Annotated in this window: 13 protein-coding genes; 9 read left to right on the top strand and 4 right to left on the bottom strand. The window is 66.2% G+C overall.

All coding sequences use genetic code 11. The annotated features are described in order from the left end of the window. The first annotated feature begins 71 nt into the window (after positions 1 to 71). The 3 genes from ACIBK2_RS23170 (at position 72) to ACIBK2_RS23160 (ending at position 3,632) form a co-directional block, all read left to right on the top strand. Positions 72 to 1,271, top strand: coding sequence for an acyl-CoA dehydrogenase family protein (locus tag ACIBK2_RS23170; protein WP_396969657.1), 1,200 nt, complete (start codon positions 72 to 74; stop codon positions 1,269 to 1,271). Between the two features lie 35 nt (positions 1,272 to 1,306). Then, entirely contained in the window at positions 1,307 to 2,002 is a 696-nt protein-coding gene (locus tag ACIBK2_RS23165) for an SDR family oxidoreductase (RefSeq protein WP_396969655.1), read from the top strand. Positions 2,003 to 2,162: 160 nt separating this feature from the next. Then, a complete protein-coding gene (locus tag ACIBK2_RS23160; RefSeq protein WP_396969653.1) occupies positions 2,163 to 3,632 on the top strand; it encodes a HEAT repeat domain-containing protein in 1,470 nt (489 codons plus the stop codon). Positions 3,633 to 3,867: 235 nt separating this feature from the next. Here ACIBK2_RS23160 and ACIBK2_RS23155 read toward each other — a convergent pair whose 3' ends face one another. Then, positions 3,868 to 4,830, bottom strand: a complete 963-nt coding sequence (locus ACIBK2_RS23155) for a hypothetical protein (RefSeq protein ID WP_396969651.1) — start codon at positions 4,828 to 4,830, stop codon at positions 3,868 to 3,870. Between the two features lie 321 nt (positions 4,831 to 5,151). Between ACIBK2_RS23155 and ACIBK2_RS23150 the strand changes: the two genes are divergently transcribed. The 5 genes from ACIBK2_RS23150 (at position 5,152) to ACIBK2_RS23130 (ending at position 11,664) form a co-directional block, all read left to right on the top strand. Beyond that, the gene (locus ACIBK2_RS23150; protein WP_396969650.1) at positions 5,152 to 6,039 is read left to right on the top strand and encodes a helix-turn-helix domain-containing protein; all 888 of its coding nucleotides are present in this window, start codon (positions 5,152 to 5,154) and stop codon (positions 6,037 to 6,039) included. Between the two features lie 133 nt (positions 6,040 to 6,172). After that, the gene (locus ACIBK2_RS23145) at positions 6,173 to 6,895 is read left to right on the top strand and encodes a GNAT family N-acetyltransferase (RefSeq protein WP_396969648.1); all 723 of its coding nucleotides are present in this window, start codon (positions 6,173 to 6,175) and stop codon (positions 6,893 to 6,895) included. An 81-nt stretch (positions 6,896 to 6,976) separates the two neighbouring features. Then, positions 6,977 to 8,800, top strand: coding sequence for an ABC transporter ATP-binding protein (locus tag ACIBK2_RS23140; protein ID WP_396969646.1), 1,824 nt, complete (start codon positions 6,977 to 6,979; stop codon positions 8,798 to 8,800). After that, entirely contained in the window at positions 8,797 to 10,599 is a 1,803-nt protein-coding gene (locus ACIBK2_RS23135) for an ABC transporter ATP-binding protein (RefSeq protein ID WP_396969643.1), read from the top strand. The genes ACIBK2_RS23140 and ACIBK2_RS23135 overlap by 4 nt, the downstream gene beginning before the upstream one ends. A gap of 222 nt (positions 10,600 to 10,821) precedes the next feature. Further along, positions 10,822 to 11,664, top strand: coding sequence for an alpha/beta fold hydrolase (locus tag ACIBK2_RS23130; protein ID WP_396969641.1), 843 nt, complete (start codon positions 10,822 to 10,824; stop codon positions 11,662 to 11,664). A gap of 93 nt (positions 11,665 to 11,757) precedes the next feature. On the opposite strand, the gene ACIBK2_RS23125 is transcribed toward ACIBK2_RS23130, so the two are convergent. The 3 genes from ACIBK2_RS23125 to ACIBK2_RS23115 all read right to left on the bottom strand — a co-directional run bounded on the left by ACIBK2_RS23125 (position 11,758) and on the right by ACIBK2_RS23115 (position 13,971). Further along, entirely contained in the window at positions 11,758 to 12,063 is a 306-nt protein-coding gene (locus ACIBK2_RS23125; RefSeq protein ID WP_396969640.1) for a transcriptional regulator, read from the bottom strand. Continuing rightward, positions 12,051 to 12,515 (bottom strand): hypothetical protein, encoded by a 465-nt coding sequence (locus ACIBK2_RS23120; protein ID WP_396969638.1) that lies wholly within the window; start codon positions 12,513 to 12,515, stop codon positions 12,051 to 12,053. Before ACIBK2_RS23120 ends, ACIBK2_RS23125 begins: the two co-directional genes overlap by 13 nt. A gap of 619 nt (positions 12,516 to 13,134) precedes the next feature. Continuing rightward, positions 13,135 to 13,971 carry an LLM class flavin-dependent oxidoreductase gene (locus ACIBK2_RS23115; protein WP_396969636.1) on the bottom strand — a complete coding sequence of 279 codons (837 nt, stop codon included), beginning with the start codon at positions 13,969 to 13,971 and terminating at the stop codon, positions 13,135 to 13,137. A gap of 86 nt (positions 13,972 to 14,057) precedes the next feature. Between ACIBK2_RS23115 and ACIBK2_RS23110 the strand changes: the two genes are divergently transcribed. Continuing rightward, entirely contained in the window at positions 14,058 to 14,972 is a 915-nt protein-coding gene (locus tag ACIBK2_RS23110) for a LysR family transcriptional regulator (protein WP_396969634.1), read from the top strand. Positions 14,973 to 15,044: the final 72 nt, after the last annotated feature.

The raw sequence follows: 15,044 nt of genomic DNA, 5'->3' as shown, positions 1-15,044 counted from the left end.
CATCGTCGCCATACGCTCGAGGCCGCGAGCACTTCGTCCCGCGATGATCTTCAGTTTGTTCAGGAGCATAAATGAGCGTCACCCCATTCTCCCCGGTCGGCACCGCCGCCGGTGCGAGACAGCCGGATCTGCTAGCCGCCGCGGGACGGCTCGTACCTACCCTCGCGGAGCAGGCGGAGAAGGGTGAACGGCTCCGCCGGGTAACCGATGAAGCCGCGCAGGCGCTGCGCGCGGCCGGAATGTTTCGCCTGGGCACCCCGAGTTGCTTCGGCGGATACAGCGCCGGGGTCCGCACCTGCATGGAGGTCACCGCCGAACTGGCGCGCGGCGACGCCTCGTCCGCCTGGATCGCTATGGTCTACACCGGTGGCAGCCTCATCGCCGGGCTGATGGATGAGCGTGCCCAGGAGGAAGTTTGGGGCGCCGACTCCGACGCCGCGCTGGTGGCGACGCTGACCCCGTCCGGGTCGAGCGTGGCGGTCGACGGTGCCATCACGGTCAGCGGCCGGTGGGGTTTTGCGTCGGGAGTCGATCACGCGCAGTGGGCGGTGCTGGCGGTGGCGCCCGCGGCCGCCGACCAACCGCCGCTGATTGTCCTTGTGCCGCTGGCGGATCTGACCGTGGAAGACACCTGGCATGTCGCGGGAATGGCAGGCACCGGCAGCAACACCCTTGTCGCCGACGAGGTTCTGGTCCCGGCGCATCGGATCATCAACATGGGTGGCGTGCTTGCCGGAGCCTACGCGGAACACGCGGAGGAAGCCCGATTCCGGGTCGCGACATCATCCCAACTCGCGTTGACCGTAGTCGCGCCGATGCTCGGAATGGCCCGCGCCGCACTGGAACTGACGATCCGGACGGCTCAGCGCAAGCCCATGTCGCTCACCACATATCCGCGCCTGGCCGACTCGCCCAGCGTGCAGCTCGCCGTGGCCGACGCCGCGTCGTTGATCGACACCGCGCACCTGCACGCCTACCGCGCCGCGGACGATCTCGATCGGGCCGCCGAGGCAGGTCGTCAGCTCACGGTCGCCGAGCGGGCCCGCGTCCGAATGGACACCGGCGTCGCCGCGGTCCGCAGCCGCGAGGCCGTCGACCGCCTCGTATCCGTCAACGGCGCAGGCGGATTCGCCATGTCCAATCCGCTGCAGCGGATCTGGCGCGACATCGGCACCGCCTCCCGCCACGGCGTGGTCAACCCCGACCTGGGCCGGGAAATCTACGGCCGCAGCGTCCTCGGCATCGATGAGCAGCCCACGTTCATCATCTGACCGACAACGGAAAGGCCGAGGGAGCAACAGAACACATGGCGAACATCGTAATCATCGGTGGTACCAGCGGAGTTGGGCTGGAACTCGCGACATACCTTGCCCAGCAAGGCGATTCCGTGCTGCTGACCGGACGGGACCAGGAACGCGCCGAGAAGGTCGCTCGTGCGGTGGCGGCTGACCGCTACGACGTGCGTGGCGCGGCCGTGGATCTGACCAGACCGCACGAGGTCCGGACGGCGCTGGCCGGAATCGAGCGGGTGGACCACCTTGTGATCACCGCGGTGGAACGTGACATGAACAGCGTGCGCGACTACTCGGTGGATCGCGCGGTCAACCTGGCCACACTGAAGCTGGTCGGCTACACGGCCGCGATCGGCGCATTGCACGAGGCATTGGCGCCGACCGGTTCGATCGTGCTCTTCGGCGGCGTCGCGAAGGACCTACCCTATCCGGGCTCCACGACGGTTTCGGCGGTCAACGGCGCGGTGGTCGGCATGGTGCGCACCTTGTCGGCGGAACTCGCGCCGGTCCGCGTCAACGCCATTCACCCCGGGATCATCAGCGACACCGCATCCTGGGCCGGAAACACCGAGGTGCTGGCGTCGATCCGCTCCCGCACCCCCACCGGCCGCCTGGTCACCACCGCCGACATCGTCGACGCCACGGTCTTCCTGATCCGCAACCCGGCCGTGAACAAGGTGAATCTGACCGTCGACGGCGGCATGGTCTGACTTCACGTCCAGAAGGCGGTGTCGCCCGGCTTCGACGCGTGCTCGCAGACGCTCTAGCTTCGCCGACGAGTCTCAGCGCGGGAACTGCGACGCGCGCGGGCATGCAGGTCCTGTGCGAATCTCGGTGGCCCAGCCGGAGGACCTCGGCAAGGATGGGGGAATGCGGATGGTAGGGGACTTGGAGCGGATCGTCGAGCAGCAGGATCGGTCGGCGACCTTCGAGTTGATCGGGCAGCTGGCCGATCCCGCTGTCGGCGGTCTGACGCGTGAACAGATCCGGGATGCGCTCGGTCGGCTCCGCGACCCGCGCGCGGTGGCGTCGCTGACCGAGATCGGCCGCGACCGGGAACGACCGGCCGAGGTGCGGCTGGCGGCACTCCAGGTCCTGGAGCACACGGCGATGTGCCCGGAGGGCGCCGACCTGCGCGCCTGGTGGGACACCGGCGATGACCTGGTCCGCGCCTGTGTGTTGCGGCAGGCCGAGCGCAGCGAAGCCGATCTACTCGAACCGGTGGCGCGCGATCCGCACCATCTATTGCACCGGGAGGCACTGTCCGGCATCGTGTTCCGTTTCGAGGAACCGCGCTGGCAGCAGTACAAGATCCAGGGGCTGGACCACCCCGACCCCACGGTGCGGTGGACTGCGGCCGACATCCTGTGCTGGGACGAACCGGTGGCCGCCGAACCGGCCCTGCACCGCGCCGCCGCCGACAGCGATACCGACGTGGCCTGCGCCGCCATCGACACACTGCGCTACTACCACAGCCGGGCCACACTCCGGTTGCTGCATGAGATCGCCCAGGGCGACGACGAAAGGGCCACCGCCGCACAGGATTCCAAGGAGGATATGCTCGACGATTTCGAACGCGAGCAGCTACGGATCCGACAGTGGATCGCACCCGTCGCCGACCTGCTCGGGCCGCCCGAGCTCGACACGCCACCGCTTGGGCCGTCAGAACCCTTGCGGCCCAAGCCATCCGCGCCACCGGCAGCGGAGATCGTCGCCACCTACTCCGATCTCGACGGCCCGTGGGCGGCGAAACTGGACGCGCTGCGCCGCTACGACTGGACGAGTGTGCCTGCCGTCGATCGCCCTGGCCTCGCCGCCTTGCTGTCCGGCCATCCGGACCCGGAGGTGCGAATGCTGTGCTGCCCCATACTGTCTACCTGGCAGGAGGTGGATTCGCTGCTCGCGCTGGCCCATGATCCGGAACTGGGCGTCCGCAAGTCCGCGGTTTACGACCTGCGGTTCGTGCCACGGTCCCGTGAGATCGCCACGCTCACTTGGGATCTGGTCGCCTCCGGTGCGGTGGCCGGCACCTGCGGTTACGAGGCGCTGGCCACCTGCGCTGCCCACACGCCACCCGGCGAACTCGACGACCGGCTGATCGAGCTGGCGCGCACCGATCTTCGGGAAAGCATCCGCGCGGAGGCGGTATCCCAGCTGGGCGGCCAGATCGATCCGCTGCTATCTCTGCTGTCCGAACCACCTTTGGTGACCTGGGCTGTGCATGCCCAGCTACTGGATGCCTGTGCCAAATCGGGTCTGCACCCGCCTGCGGCCGACGCGCTGCGGGCCGTCGACAATCTGCATCTAGCGGGCGCCCTCGCGGACCTCGACGCCGTGTGATCAAGATGAATCGCACCGTCGACGGCGGCATGCTCTAGGTGGGCTCGTCGCTCATTCGCTCAGGTGGGCCATCGCCTGGTAGAGCTGCTCTTCGGTCGATGCGGCGGCCGACCGAATCCGTTCTCTGCGAGACGAGTTGGACATCAGCTACTTCACCTTCGTTCGCACACCGGGCCTGTCCTGGGACACGCTCGAAAAACGGATTGCCGCACTGAAGTAGGTCCCGAGGTTCCTGTTATGCCGCAGGACAATTGGTGCCCGAGGTCGCACCGGCGGCGTAATCGGTCTGCTCGAAACACCGCAACGTCACAGTGGTTTCCGCGGTGTTCGGTTCCGATTTGTCGTTCGTGCCGAGGACGATATCTTCCGGCCAGTATTGATCGTCCAACCACATGCTTGCCATGCCTGGATACGCCGCGTCGGCCGGATTCTGCGGGTAGTCGAAGACGCCGCGGCTTTCGCCATCGATGAGGAACTCGACGGACTGGTCCGATTGCCGCACCGTGTACCGGTGATCCTGGCTCAGCAGCCTCTCATCCAGTCGAATCAGGCTCAGCTGCACTGTGCCCGCCTTGTGGACTATCAGGAAGAAGCCGTCGGGTGCGGCCAGTGTCGTCGGGTCGAGCAGCGGCCGGAGGGGGTCCAAAATCGGCGAAAACCTCGAACTGTGCTGGTATATGAACATGGCCAGGCTGACTTGCGTCGGGTCGCCGATGCGATTGAAGAGCCCGAACGCCATCGAGCCGTTGAGGTTGCTGACGTCGGTTCCCTTGATGGTGTAGTTCATCGACTGTCCGGCCGTAAATGCCGGCATGCCAACGATTTCGGCGTATCGCCATTGCGCGCCGGTACCGCTGTCCGGCACGTTGTGGAAGGTCAGGCCGTCGGAATCCACGGTGAGGGTGTCGGTGCCGTAATGGATATTGCACCAGTTGTCGGGCTGCGGCGGGGCGAAGTTGTCGGCGAATGTCCTGGTCGGCCCGGCGCCCGTCGCATCATGTATCCCCGACGTGTCCTTGACACCGGCGCAGCTGGGGATGCCTGCGACAGGAGTCGGGTCCACCTCTATCGCCGCCGCCGGCGCGGTAGTGCACACGAACGTGACGAAGGCGACGGCGGCCATTCCCGGAAGGTGCCGGAACCGCTGAATCGCGCCGATATTACGCATGGGTCGCGTACGCATGTCTGTGCTGTTCATGGGACTCCTTTTCGCTGTTGCCTGGACGCCGAGCAGCTATGGCGGCGTCCCACTTCACGTTGAATAGATCCCGGCCGAGCCGGAGAGCATACGAATCCCGGATGCTGACTAAGCGCTTGCTTAGTAACTGATCGCTTGCCCAGTGTGCATCGATGCGGCGAAGTCGTCAACCATGCTGATCAGAAAACCCAGGCGGAGAACGGCGACAGCCGTGCACACACGCGGTCATCGGTGGTGTGGGATTCCATGCTGGGAGCGGGATAACATCTGGTGGGGCGGTGTACCTACCGCCGGTGGTTGTCGAGAAGCGGAGATGAGGTCATGGTCACGGTGCCGGTCCGGATCACGGGTATCGACGCGCGGGTTGCCGAGCGCGGCCCGACGGCGTTGCGCATCGCGGTCGGCGGTCAACTGCGCAAGCTGCGCGAGGCGAGGGGCATCACGCCGCTGGCGGCGGGTGAGCACATCCGTGGTTCGCACGCCAAGATCAGTCGCCTCGAGCTCGGCCGCACCGGGTACAAGGAACGCGACATCCTGGATCTGCTGACCCTCTACGGCGTCACCGAGGCGGATCAGCGCGAGATGTTCGTCGATCTGGCCCTCCGGGCGAATCAGCCGGGTTGGTGGCATCGGTACAACGATCTGCTGCCACCCTGGTTCGAGACCTACCTCGGCCTGGAGGGCGCCGCGCAGACGATCAGAACGTTTGAGGGGCAACTGATTCCGGGGCTGCTGCAGACCGAGGACTACACCCACGCGGTCATCGAGGTCGGCAACCAGACCGCCGAGGCGACCCGGCGGGTGGAGTTGCGTGCGAGGCGCCAGGAGATCCTCGACGTGCCGGGCGGCCCCAGGTTGTGGGCGGTGCTCGACGAGGCGGTGCTGCATCGCCCGATCGGCGGCAAGAAGGTGCTGCGCGAGCAGATCCACCATCTGGTGAAGATGTCGGAGAAGCCCGGCGTAACCATTCAGGTGCTGTCGTACGAGGCGGGCGGCCATCCGGCGGCAGGCAGCTCGTTCACCATGCTGCGCTTCGCCGAGCGCGAGCTGCCCGACATCGTGTATCTGGAACAGCTGACCAGCGCGCTCTACCTGGATCGTAGCGACGATCTGCAGGTCTACCGCGAGGTGATGGACCAGGTTGCCGTGCAGGCGGAAACGCCGAACCAGTCGCGCGCGCTCCTGATGGCGGCTGCCGAGAAGCTCTGAATCGCAATCCTTTCGACGGCACCGGATGAGCCGTCGGCACCTCGCGTCCGAATCGCGGTGAGTGCAACCGTGTTCGATGGTTGTGCGCTTCGCTAACGTTCTCTGGTTGAACGTTCTCGTGGAGGAGTGTGCGGTGACCGCTGAGTCGACCCTCGATGTCTATACCTCGTTGCATCCGCTCGACGATCCGGTGCGGTCCTCGCTGCATGGCGAGCACCGCCGGTTCGCCGCCTGGGTGGGGCGGATCGGTCGCTATGACCCGGAGGTCGCCCGGTTCTTCGGCCATCCGCCCGTACTGGACGACCAGGACTGGGCCGACCTGGCCACCTTGCTCGGACCGGGCGGCAACACCGCGCTGCGCGGCGAGGGGCATGTGCCGCCTGCGGGTTGGACACTGCTGCAGCATGTTCGATCGGTGCAGATGGACGGCACCGGGCTGCGGGTGGCCGAGGACCCGGCCTTCGAGGTGCTCACCGCCGCCGATGTTCCCGAGATGCTCGAACTGATCGCGCGCACCGAACCCGGCCCGTTCGCGGCACGGACCATTGAAATGGGCACCTACTTGGGTTTTCGGGTCGACGGCCGACTGGTGGCAATGGCGGGGGAGCGCATGCACCCGCCCGGGTGGACCGAGATCAGTGCCGTCTGCACCGATGTCGAATTCCGTGGCCGCGGCCTCGCCTCACGTCTGATCCGTGCGGTCGGCGCGGGCATCCGAGCGCGCGGTGAGAAACCATTTCTGCACGCGGTCGCCCACAATACGACGGCGATCAGCCTGTACGAGACGCTCGGCTTCACCCTGCGCCAGCGTTCGCAGCTGACGATCGTGCAGGCGCCGATGCACGTGGGTCGTTGAAATCACGCTGATCTGGTTTGTTGTGGCAAACAACCAGTTTGGCGATTGTTAAAGGCCTAACGGGTTGTTCAGGAGGCGGAGTTGTCGGCGGTAGGTAGTGCTGTGCCGTCGGCGGTCATCGTCGATGCCCCGGCCGGGCGGGATTCGCAAACACTGCGCAACGGACTCGCCATCATGGTGCGCGGTTGTCGTGACCACCTGGTGGCGGCGCTGATCGCCCTCGGCAGCAGCGCGATCAACGGCACCTGCATGGTGCTCGGCGCGAAGGCGGTGGGCTGGAGCACCGAGCACGTCGTGGTCGCCGGGTTCGCGCAGGGACGGTTCCTGGTCGGTGCGGCGGCCGCGGCCGCGCTCTTCGTGCTCGGGGTGTCGCTGATGCGCATCACCACGATCATCGTGCGTGGCGTCGCGACCGGGGTCATCCAGTTCCGCGGCCAAGCGACAATGCGGAAATCCATTGTCGCGCAATACTTGCGGCTGGCGATTCCGTGGCACCGACGCCGGGCCGCCGGACAACTCGTCTCCCATGCGATCTCCGACGTCGACACGGCGTGGGCGCCGATGCAGCACTTCCCGTTCGCGGTCGGGATGACGGTGATGCTGCTGCTCGTGATGATCGATATCGTCACCATCGATCTGTGGCTCGCGATCGTCGCGGCCGTGCTGATTCCGCTGGTGCTCGGGACGAATCTGGCCTACCAGCGGGTGCTCGCACCGCGGGCACGAGCCGCGCAACGCGAGCGGGCCGCGGTGAGTGCCATGGCGCACGAGGCGATCGCGGGTGGACAGGTGATCCGCACGCTCGGCATCGTCGATCACGAGGTGCAACGGTTCGCCGACGCGGCGCGTGCGGCCCGCCTGGCCAACCGCCGAATGGGCCGGGTCGGTGCGGTTTTCGATCCGACGATCGAGTTGATGCCGCCGTTCGCCGCATTGGTGATACTCGCCATCGGCGCTGTGCGCATCGGGTCCGGGCAGCTGGGCGTCGGCCCGCTCGTCGAGGTGATCTACCTGCTGATCACCACGGCCATGCCGCTCAATGTGCTCGGCCGGTTCCTCGGCGGCGTGCCGCTCGCGGTCGCGGGATATACCCGGGTTCGCGACATTCTGGCCGTCGATCAGACACCGGGGCAAGGACTTTCGCGGCTGGCGACGGGGGAGAGCGCGGTGCCGGTCGAGGTGCGTTCGGCGTCCTTTGGTTACGGGACGGCGGCGGCGGTGCGTGATATCGGGCTGCGCGCCGAACCGGGCGAGATCGTCGCCGTGGTCGGCCGGACCGGGGCGGGTAAGAGCACCGTGCTCGCCTTGCTCGCCGATCTGCTCCAGTCCGACCAGGGCTCGGTCCGGCTCGACGGCGTCGACGTCCGGCAGGTGCTGGCGGGTGAGGTGCCGCGGCGTGCCGCACTGGTCACCCAGACGGCCTTCCTTTTCGAAGATACGGTGCGCGACAACGTGACTCTCGGTGCCGCGGCCTCCGATGCGGCGGTCTGGCGGGCATTGCGGGTGGCGGGTGCGGCGGAGTTCGTCGAGCAGTTACCCGGCGGGCTCGACACCGAACTGAGCGAGCAGAGCCAGTTGTCGGGTGGTCAGCGGCAGCGAATCGCGTTGGCCCGCGCGGTGTTCCGGCGGCCGGGACTGCTGTTGCTCGACGACGCGACCTCCGCGCTCGACCCGGTGGTGGAACGCGCGGTGGTCGACGGGCTACGCACGGAGTACGCGGCCGACGACCGGCGCACCACCGTGGTGCTCGTCGGGCACCGGGCGGCGACCATCACTCTGGCCGACACCGTACTGCTGCTGGATCGCGGTCGAGTGGTGGCGACCGGAACCCACGAGGAACTGCTCGCCGCGGTGCCGGACTATCGCGGCCTGCTTGCCGCCTACGGCAGTGAGGGTACGGAATGACCAGCACGACAACGCGATACAGCACCGCAGGGTTGCTCCGCCGGGTGCGCGCCGAGGCCGGTATCGGTTATCGCACGCTCGCGGTAACAGCGGTGCTCGCCGCGTTGGCCGCGTCCGGTCGCATCGTGATCCCGGTGACGATTCAGCACGCGCTCGACCACGCGCTGCTGGTGCAGATCGACACGCGGACAAGGACTTCGGTGATTACCGTCGCGGTCGCCATCGGTCTCGCGGCGGTGCTGTCGGCGATGATCAGCTCCTCGCTGCTGAACCGCTATTTGGTGCATACCGTGGAGAACGCGGTATTCGACCTGCGCGTAAGGGCATTCGAGCGGATACTGCGGACGACTCCGGCGAGCGCACCCGCCGAAACTCAAGGCTCGCTGGTCGCGCGGGTGACCAATGACCTCGACGTGGTCACCTTGTTCGCGCAGTCCGGCGGAATCACACTGGTGCAGAACATCTCTCAGATGTTGATCGCCCTGGTGGTGATGCTGGTGTACTCCTGGCCACTCGCGCTGATCGCGCTGGCCATCGGCATCGGCGTGCCGGTGCTCGGCCGGGCGCTGCAACGGGTGGTCGCGCGGCGATTCGATGCGGTCCGCGTCGCGGTCGCCGCCGTGTACTCGGGGCTGCTGGAGGCGCTCGTCGGTATCGACACCGTACGCGGCTACGGCATCGAGGCGCGTATGCGGGCCCGGGTGACCCGGCGGATCGACGCGATGTGTGCGGCGCAGGAACGAACGCTGTGGCCGATGGGCTTCAACGTCTCGATCGGTGAGGCGGCCAGCGGCCTGATCACCACCGCGGTGCTGGTGCTCGGCGTTGCGCTCGGAACCGGTTCGCTCGGTTGGGATCCCGGGTTGAGCGCGGGCGATGTGGTCGCGTTCCTGTTCCTGGCGACCTTCTTCGTTCGCCCACTGCAGTTCGCGGTGAGCAGCCTGGCCGATGCCCGTAACTCGGAAGCCGGGCTGCGCCGCGTGATCGAGATCCTCGACCGCCCGGACGGTTCGGTCGCGATGGTGACGCGGGATCTACCGCAGGGACCGCCGACGGTGCGACTGGACGGCGTGAGCTTCTGTTACGTCGCGGACCGGCCGGTGCTACGCGGGGTGGATATCGTGCTCCAGCCCGGCGAGCAGGTCAGTGTCGTCGGCGAAACCGGCTCGGGCAAAACAACATTCGCCAAACTCGTGACCAGGCAACTGGTTCCGACCTCGGGTCGGCTGACGCTGTGGGGCGTCGACCTCATCGATATCGCCGACGCCGCCCTCGCCCGTCGCGTCGCGGTCGTGCCGCAAGACGCATTTCTGTTCGACCGCACCGTGTTCGACAACATCGCGCTCGGACGTGTCGGAGCCACCAGGGCCGATGTCCTCGACGTGCTCAGCGCGCTCGACCTGCTCGACTGGATCGAGGGCATGCCCGACGGCTTGGACACCGTCGTCGGCCAGCGTGGCGAGTCGCTGTCGGCCGGCGAGCGACAGCTGGTGGCGCTGGCGCGCACCGCACTGGTGAATCCGGACCTGCTCGTCCTGGACGAGGCGACCAGCGGCGTGGACTCGGGCACCGACGTCCGAGTCCAGCAGGCATTGAATCGCCTCGCCGCAGGCCGCACAACCATCACGATCGCGCACCGGATGCACAGCGCCCGAACCGCCGATCGAATCCTCGTCTTCCACAACGGCGTTGTCGTCGAGGACGGCTCGCACGCCCAACTGCTCGCCGTGGACGGCCGCTACGCCCGACTGCATCGGGTGTGGTCGCAGGATTCGGCGGACCGGGTACGAGTTCCGTGAGTGCGCAACTGGTCACAGGCTGAATCACCCAGGTCAGCAGTGGGGGCGATGCACAGTTGAGCTGAAAATCCGCAGAGAAGCCGTTGACGGACGGTGCGGAATCCGACACGTCCCCGGCGTTATGAGAGCCGGAAATACCAGTCGTTGACATCGTGGATCGCGATCGACTTGATCAGAAATCATCGCTTTTTACGATGGACTGAACGGCCTAGCGTTGCGTTCATGACCAATCACCTTTCCAACGGCGAGCAGCTCATCGAGATCAACGATGTCGAGTTGTGCGTCGAGACCTTCGGAGACCCCGCGAACCCGGCGATCCTGCTCATCGATGGTGCGACCGCCTCGATGCTGTGGTGGGAAACCGAACTGTGCGAACAGATTTCGCGCGGCGACCGTTTCGTGATTCGCTACGACAACCGGGACACCGGCAGGTCCACCAGCTACCCGCCGGGGGAGCCGGGATACCGGTACACCGACTTGGCCGGGGATGCGCTCGGCATTCTGGACGCATTGAACGTCGAGCGGGCACACATCGTCTGCCGTTCCATGTCCGGCGGAATCGGGCTCCTCATCGGAGTGGACCACCCCGACCGGGTGAAGTCACTGACGTTCGTTTCGACCTCGACGGGCGAGGACGGACTCCCGCCGTCGACGTACGAGCTCGCCCTTCCCGACCCGGACCCCACCGATTCCGCTGCGGTAGTGGACTATATCGTCGCCTCGGCAGAAGCGGGCTCGGGCGGTTCGCCCTACTTCGACGAGATCGCCACCCGCGCACTGGTCGAACGGGACGTGGCCCGCGCCCGCGACATCGCGTCCACCCTCGTCAACCACTACGCGATGAGCTTCGACGGTTCGTCCCGCGACTTCGCCGCCATCAAGGCGCCGACCCTGGTGGTACACGGCGACCACGACCCGATTTGCCCACTCCCACACGGACATTCGGTGCGCGACGCGATCCCCGGCGCGACGTTGCTGATCCTGGCAGGCGCCGGCCACGACCTTCCGAAGCCACTGTGGGACGTGTTCGCCCCGGCGCTGCTCCAGCACTCCGGCCAACCATGATCGCTCCTGGCCCTGGCCCTGGCCCTGGCCCCGGCCCCGGCCCGGTCATGGTCGTGGTGCGCGGACCCCCGTTCGGATGGGAACGAACTTCACTCAGGACTCGGACGTCGTCTCGTTTGCCATCCGAGTCAGCGCGGCGAGGGCAGCGAGGTGCGCGTGATAGGCGGTGCGGCCCTTGTAGCTAAGGGCGAGCCAGGTTTTCGGTTTGCGGCCCACATAGCCCTTGGTGACTTTGAGATATCCGGCGGCTTCCAGGGTGGTCATCGCTTTGGAGAGGGTGGATTTGTTCAGCTCACAGAGCTCGGTGACGACCATGAATTCGGCTTCGGTGCAGCCATCGAGGAACGCGGCGAGTTTCAGACGCGGCAGGGAGGCGAACAGCTCGTTCAGGCCCGCCACGGTCGGATCTTCCAGAGTGCGGTCTTCGGTCGTGCCTCCGCGAACCAGATCCACCCGCCCATGATCAATCCGCCCAGCACTTGTAGCCATACGGCCAGGCTCGGATTTCCGAAGCCGGAGTCCGGAATAGCCAGCACCACCAGCAGCGCGACCATGAACTTCCACATCGCCAGCGGGGCAGGAATGAGGCCGCGCGCCCGCCGAACTCGCCGCAGCCACCGCGTAATCGCAAAATGCGCCGCGTACGCGGCTATTGATCCGATGACAGCGGTCCACGCGATCGGGTCGTCGAATCCGAGTACCGTCGCCAAGCCGAACAGTGTGACGAACAGTCCGGCGAACACGCCGGCCGCGAAAGGTCCCCAACTGGGCAAAGCGGCGGCCTCACGTGCCTGCCGAGTAGTAGCGGCCGCGATCTCCAGCGCCTGCTGCGGTGTCTGTGTCTCTTGCATGAGCTGACCATACCTCAACGAGTTTCCACTTGGAAACCTGTTTCCCATACTTCTTTGCGCGTCAGATGCTTTGCGGTGCAGCGGGTCTGATGCTTCCTCGCCAAGCGTCGGTTTCGCTTCCGAACGAGCCGCATCCAGCTGCGCGGTGTGGCAAGATCGAAAACGTTCATGCGACGGACACGATCAGCCGTGTACGTCTGGGGTAGGGGGAGATTTCACATGAAAATATTGCCGGTTACGTGTGTCGTTGCGACGGCCGCCGTCCTCAGCTGCTTGTCGACTGCTCCTGCTCACGCTTACCCGTGGGTGGATTTGATCCCGGAATCTGCCGAATGCGTTGCAGGGGATCATGTCGGCTATAACGCAGGACTCCATGTGATCGTGAAGAACATCGGTGTAGTCGAGGCCCAGGGTTGGGGCGTCTACTGGGCTGTCAAAGGTACGCCCGAGCCGCAGTCGGGTAAGGATGAGGGTTGGACCTACCTGGCACCCGGACAGTCGAAGATGATCGGTACGGCCAGCGTTCCTTACCCCTATGAGGGAACGTACACACTGAGCATCAGGACGTGGGCGGGTAATCAGGACGGTAACCCGAGTAACGACTCCAAGGTCTTCACACTCACCTGCCCGCCGGCGCCACGGTAGTAGGACCGTCTCTGAGCACGCCCCGTACCTGGTCGAGTGTGATTGTGTCCGGGTCGAATTCGGTCAAGCACCAGGTAGCGCCGGCGGCGACGTATGCGGTGGGATCGGCACCGGGTGGCAACGGCATTGCGAGGTCGAAGGGTGCGGTGGGGTCGGGGCGCAGGGCGCGGATTGTCTCGCCGATCTCCGCGAGCTGTTCGGGGTCCCGCACCTCCATCGGGAAGTACCCGTCGACCCGCGCCGCTCGGTGCGGCGGTCGGCGCAGGCTCGCGTTGCCTGCGGCCCAAATCGGTACGCGCGGTTGCTGAATCGGTGTCGGCAGGAACGTGAGATCGTCGATCACGTAGTGCGGTCCGCGGTGGCGCACGGGCCGCCCCGACCAGGCGGACGTGAGGATGTCCAACGCCTCGTCCAGCATCTCGGCGCGCACCCGGTCATCGACCTGCTCGCCGGTACGGGCGAACTCCGCACCGAAGGCGTCGCCGCCGAGACCGATGCCCAAGGTCAGCCGACCCTCGCTGAGCCGATCCACTGCTGCGGTCTGCCGAGCCAACGCAGCGGGCCGATAACGTGCGACCGGAGAGACCATCGGACCCAGCCGGAGTGATTCGGTTGCCGCTGCGATGGCGGCCAAGGCGATCCACGGGTCGGCGACTCGCGAGACCGGCGCGGGCCAGGTGAGCCTGTCCCACACGAAGAATCCGTGCCAGCCGACCTCCTCGGCCTCGGCGGCGAGCCGTGCCGCTACGAGCGGATCGGCGAGTTCATCGAAAAGTGGGATCCACAAAGCGGATTGGGGGTTCGTAGTCATGTACCTGACGCTAGATTCGCTCATCGATCGTGAAAAGCGATGATTCTCGATGGTTTTGATCGGCTTTGCCGAAGTACCTTGGTGGTGTGACAGATGTGGAACTTCGACACCTGACAACTTTCAGCGCTGTCGTCGACGAGGGGTCTTTCGGCCGAGCGGCGTCCAGGCTCGGCTACACGCAGTCCACCGTCAGCCAGCACATCGCCGCACTCGAGCGTGCGATCGGCGGCCGCCTCTTCGACCGTCCGGGCGGCCCGCGCCGAGTCCAGCTCACGCCGCTCGGCGAGGTGATACTCACGCACGCTGCCGAGTTGCTCGCCAAGGCCGACGCGATGCACACCGTCGTCGAGCGATTCAAAGCAGGCGAAGGACGGCTCACGATCGGCACTTTCCAGAGCGTGTCCAACACGCTGCTCCCGGTGCTGATCCACAGGCTCCGAGACGAGTTCCCGCACTGCGACATCCGACTCTCCGAGCACGAGAGCGAATTCCCGGACCTGTCGACCGTCGACCTGCTCTTCTACGACCTGCCCGTCGACGGCGTCGAACACATCAAACTCCTCGACGACCCGTACCACCTCGTAGCACCCAGTGGGCGCTTTCCCGTTGGCCCCGTTGACCTTTCCGAACTCGACCGGGCGCCGATGATCGCCTGGCCGCCCGACTGCGCACAGCCCGCCCTCGAGCAGGCCCTCGCCGACGGCGGCATCCACCACGAGTTCGTGTTCCGCGCCGCAGGCAACGAAACCGTGCTCTCCATGGTCCGAGCAGGTCTCGGCTCGGCCATCCTCCCCAGACTCGCCATCCACGGCGCCATCACCGACCAAGGTCTGAGCATTCACGCACTGCGCCCGACGATCGCCCCACGCGAGATCTATCTGGTGCGCCAGGCCCGCCGCACTCCTTCGCCACTAGCAGCCCGCGCCGCACAACTGGCCGCGAAGATCGCAACAGATATCTACCATGATCCGCCTGGTCGCCTTCGACCAGGAAACCCATGACCTGCTTATCGAAGCAACCCAAGGTCCGTTGCCATCGGATGAGCGAATATGATTGCCGAGCAATAACATTCG

It is taken from the genome of Nocardia sp. NPDC050175 (assembly GCF_044459885.1).
Lineage (GTDB): Bacteria > Actinomycetota > Actinomycetes > Mycobacteriales > Mycobacteriaceae > Nocardia.
Note: the sequence above shows the minus strand (reverse complement) of the source record. Positions and strands in the feature narration are given on the sequence as shown.

Coding starts and splice junctions, on each gene's coding strand:
- ACIBK2_RS23170 (WP_396969657.1), top strand. CDS start 72: ATGAGCGTCACCCCATTCTCCCCGGTCGGCACCGCCGCCGGTGCGAGA.
- ACIBK2_RS23165 (WP_396969655.1), top strand. CDS start 1,307: ATGGCGAACATCGTAATCATCGGTGGTACCAGCGGAGTTGGGCTGGAA.
- ACIBK2_RS23160 (WP_396969653.1), top strand. CDS start 2,163: ATGCGGATGGTAGGGGACTTGGAGCGGATCGTCGAGCAGCAGGATCGG.
- ACIBK2_RS23155 (WP_396969651.1), bottom strand. CDS start 4,830: ATGAACAGCACAGACATGCGTACGCGACCCATGCGTAATATCGGCGCG.
- ACIBK2_RS23150 (WP_396969650.1), top strand. CDS start 5,152: ATGGTCACGGTGCCGGTCCGGATCACGGGTATCGACGCGCGGGTTGCC.
- ACIBK2_RS23135 (WP_396969643.1), top strand. CDS start 8,797: ATGACCAGCACGACAACGCGATACAGCACCGCAGGGTTGCTCCGCCGG.
- ACIBK2_RS23130 (WP_396969641.1), top strand. CDS start 10,822: ATGACCAATCACCTTTCCAACGGCGAGCAGCTCATCGAGATCAACGAT.
- ACIBK2_RS23120 (WP_396969638.1), bottom strand. CDS start 12,515: ATGCAAGAGACACAGACACCGCAGCAGGCGCTGGAGATCGCGGCCGCT.
- ACIBK2_RS23115 (WP_396969636.1), bottom strand. CDS start 13,971: ATGACTACGAACCCCCAATCCGCTTTGTGGATCCCACTTTTCGATGAA.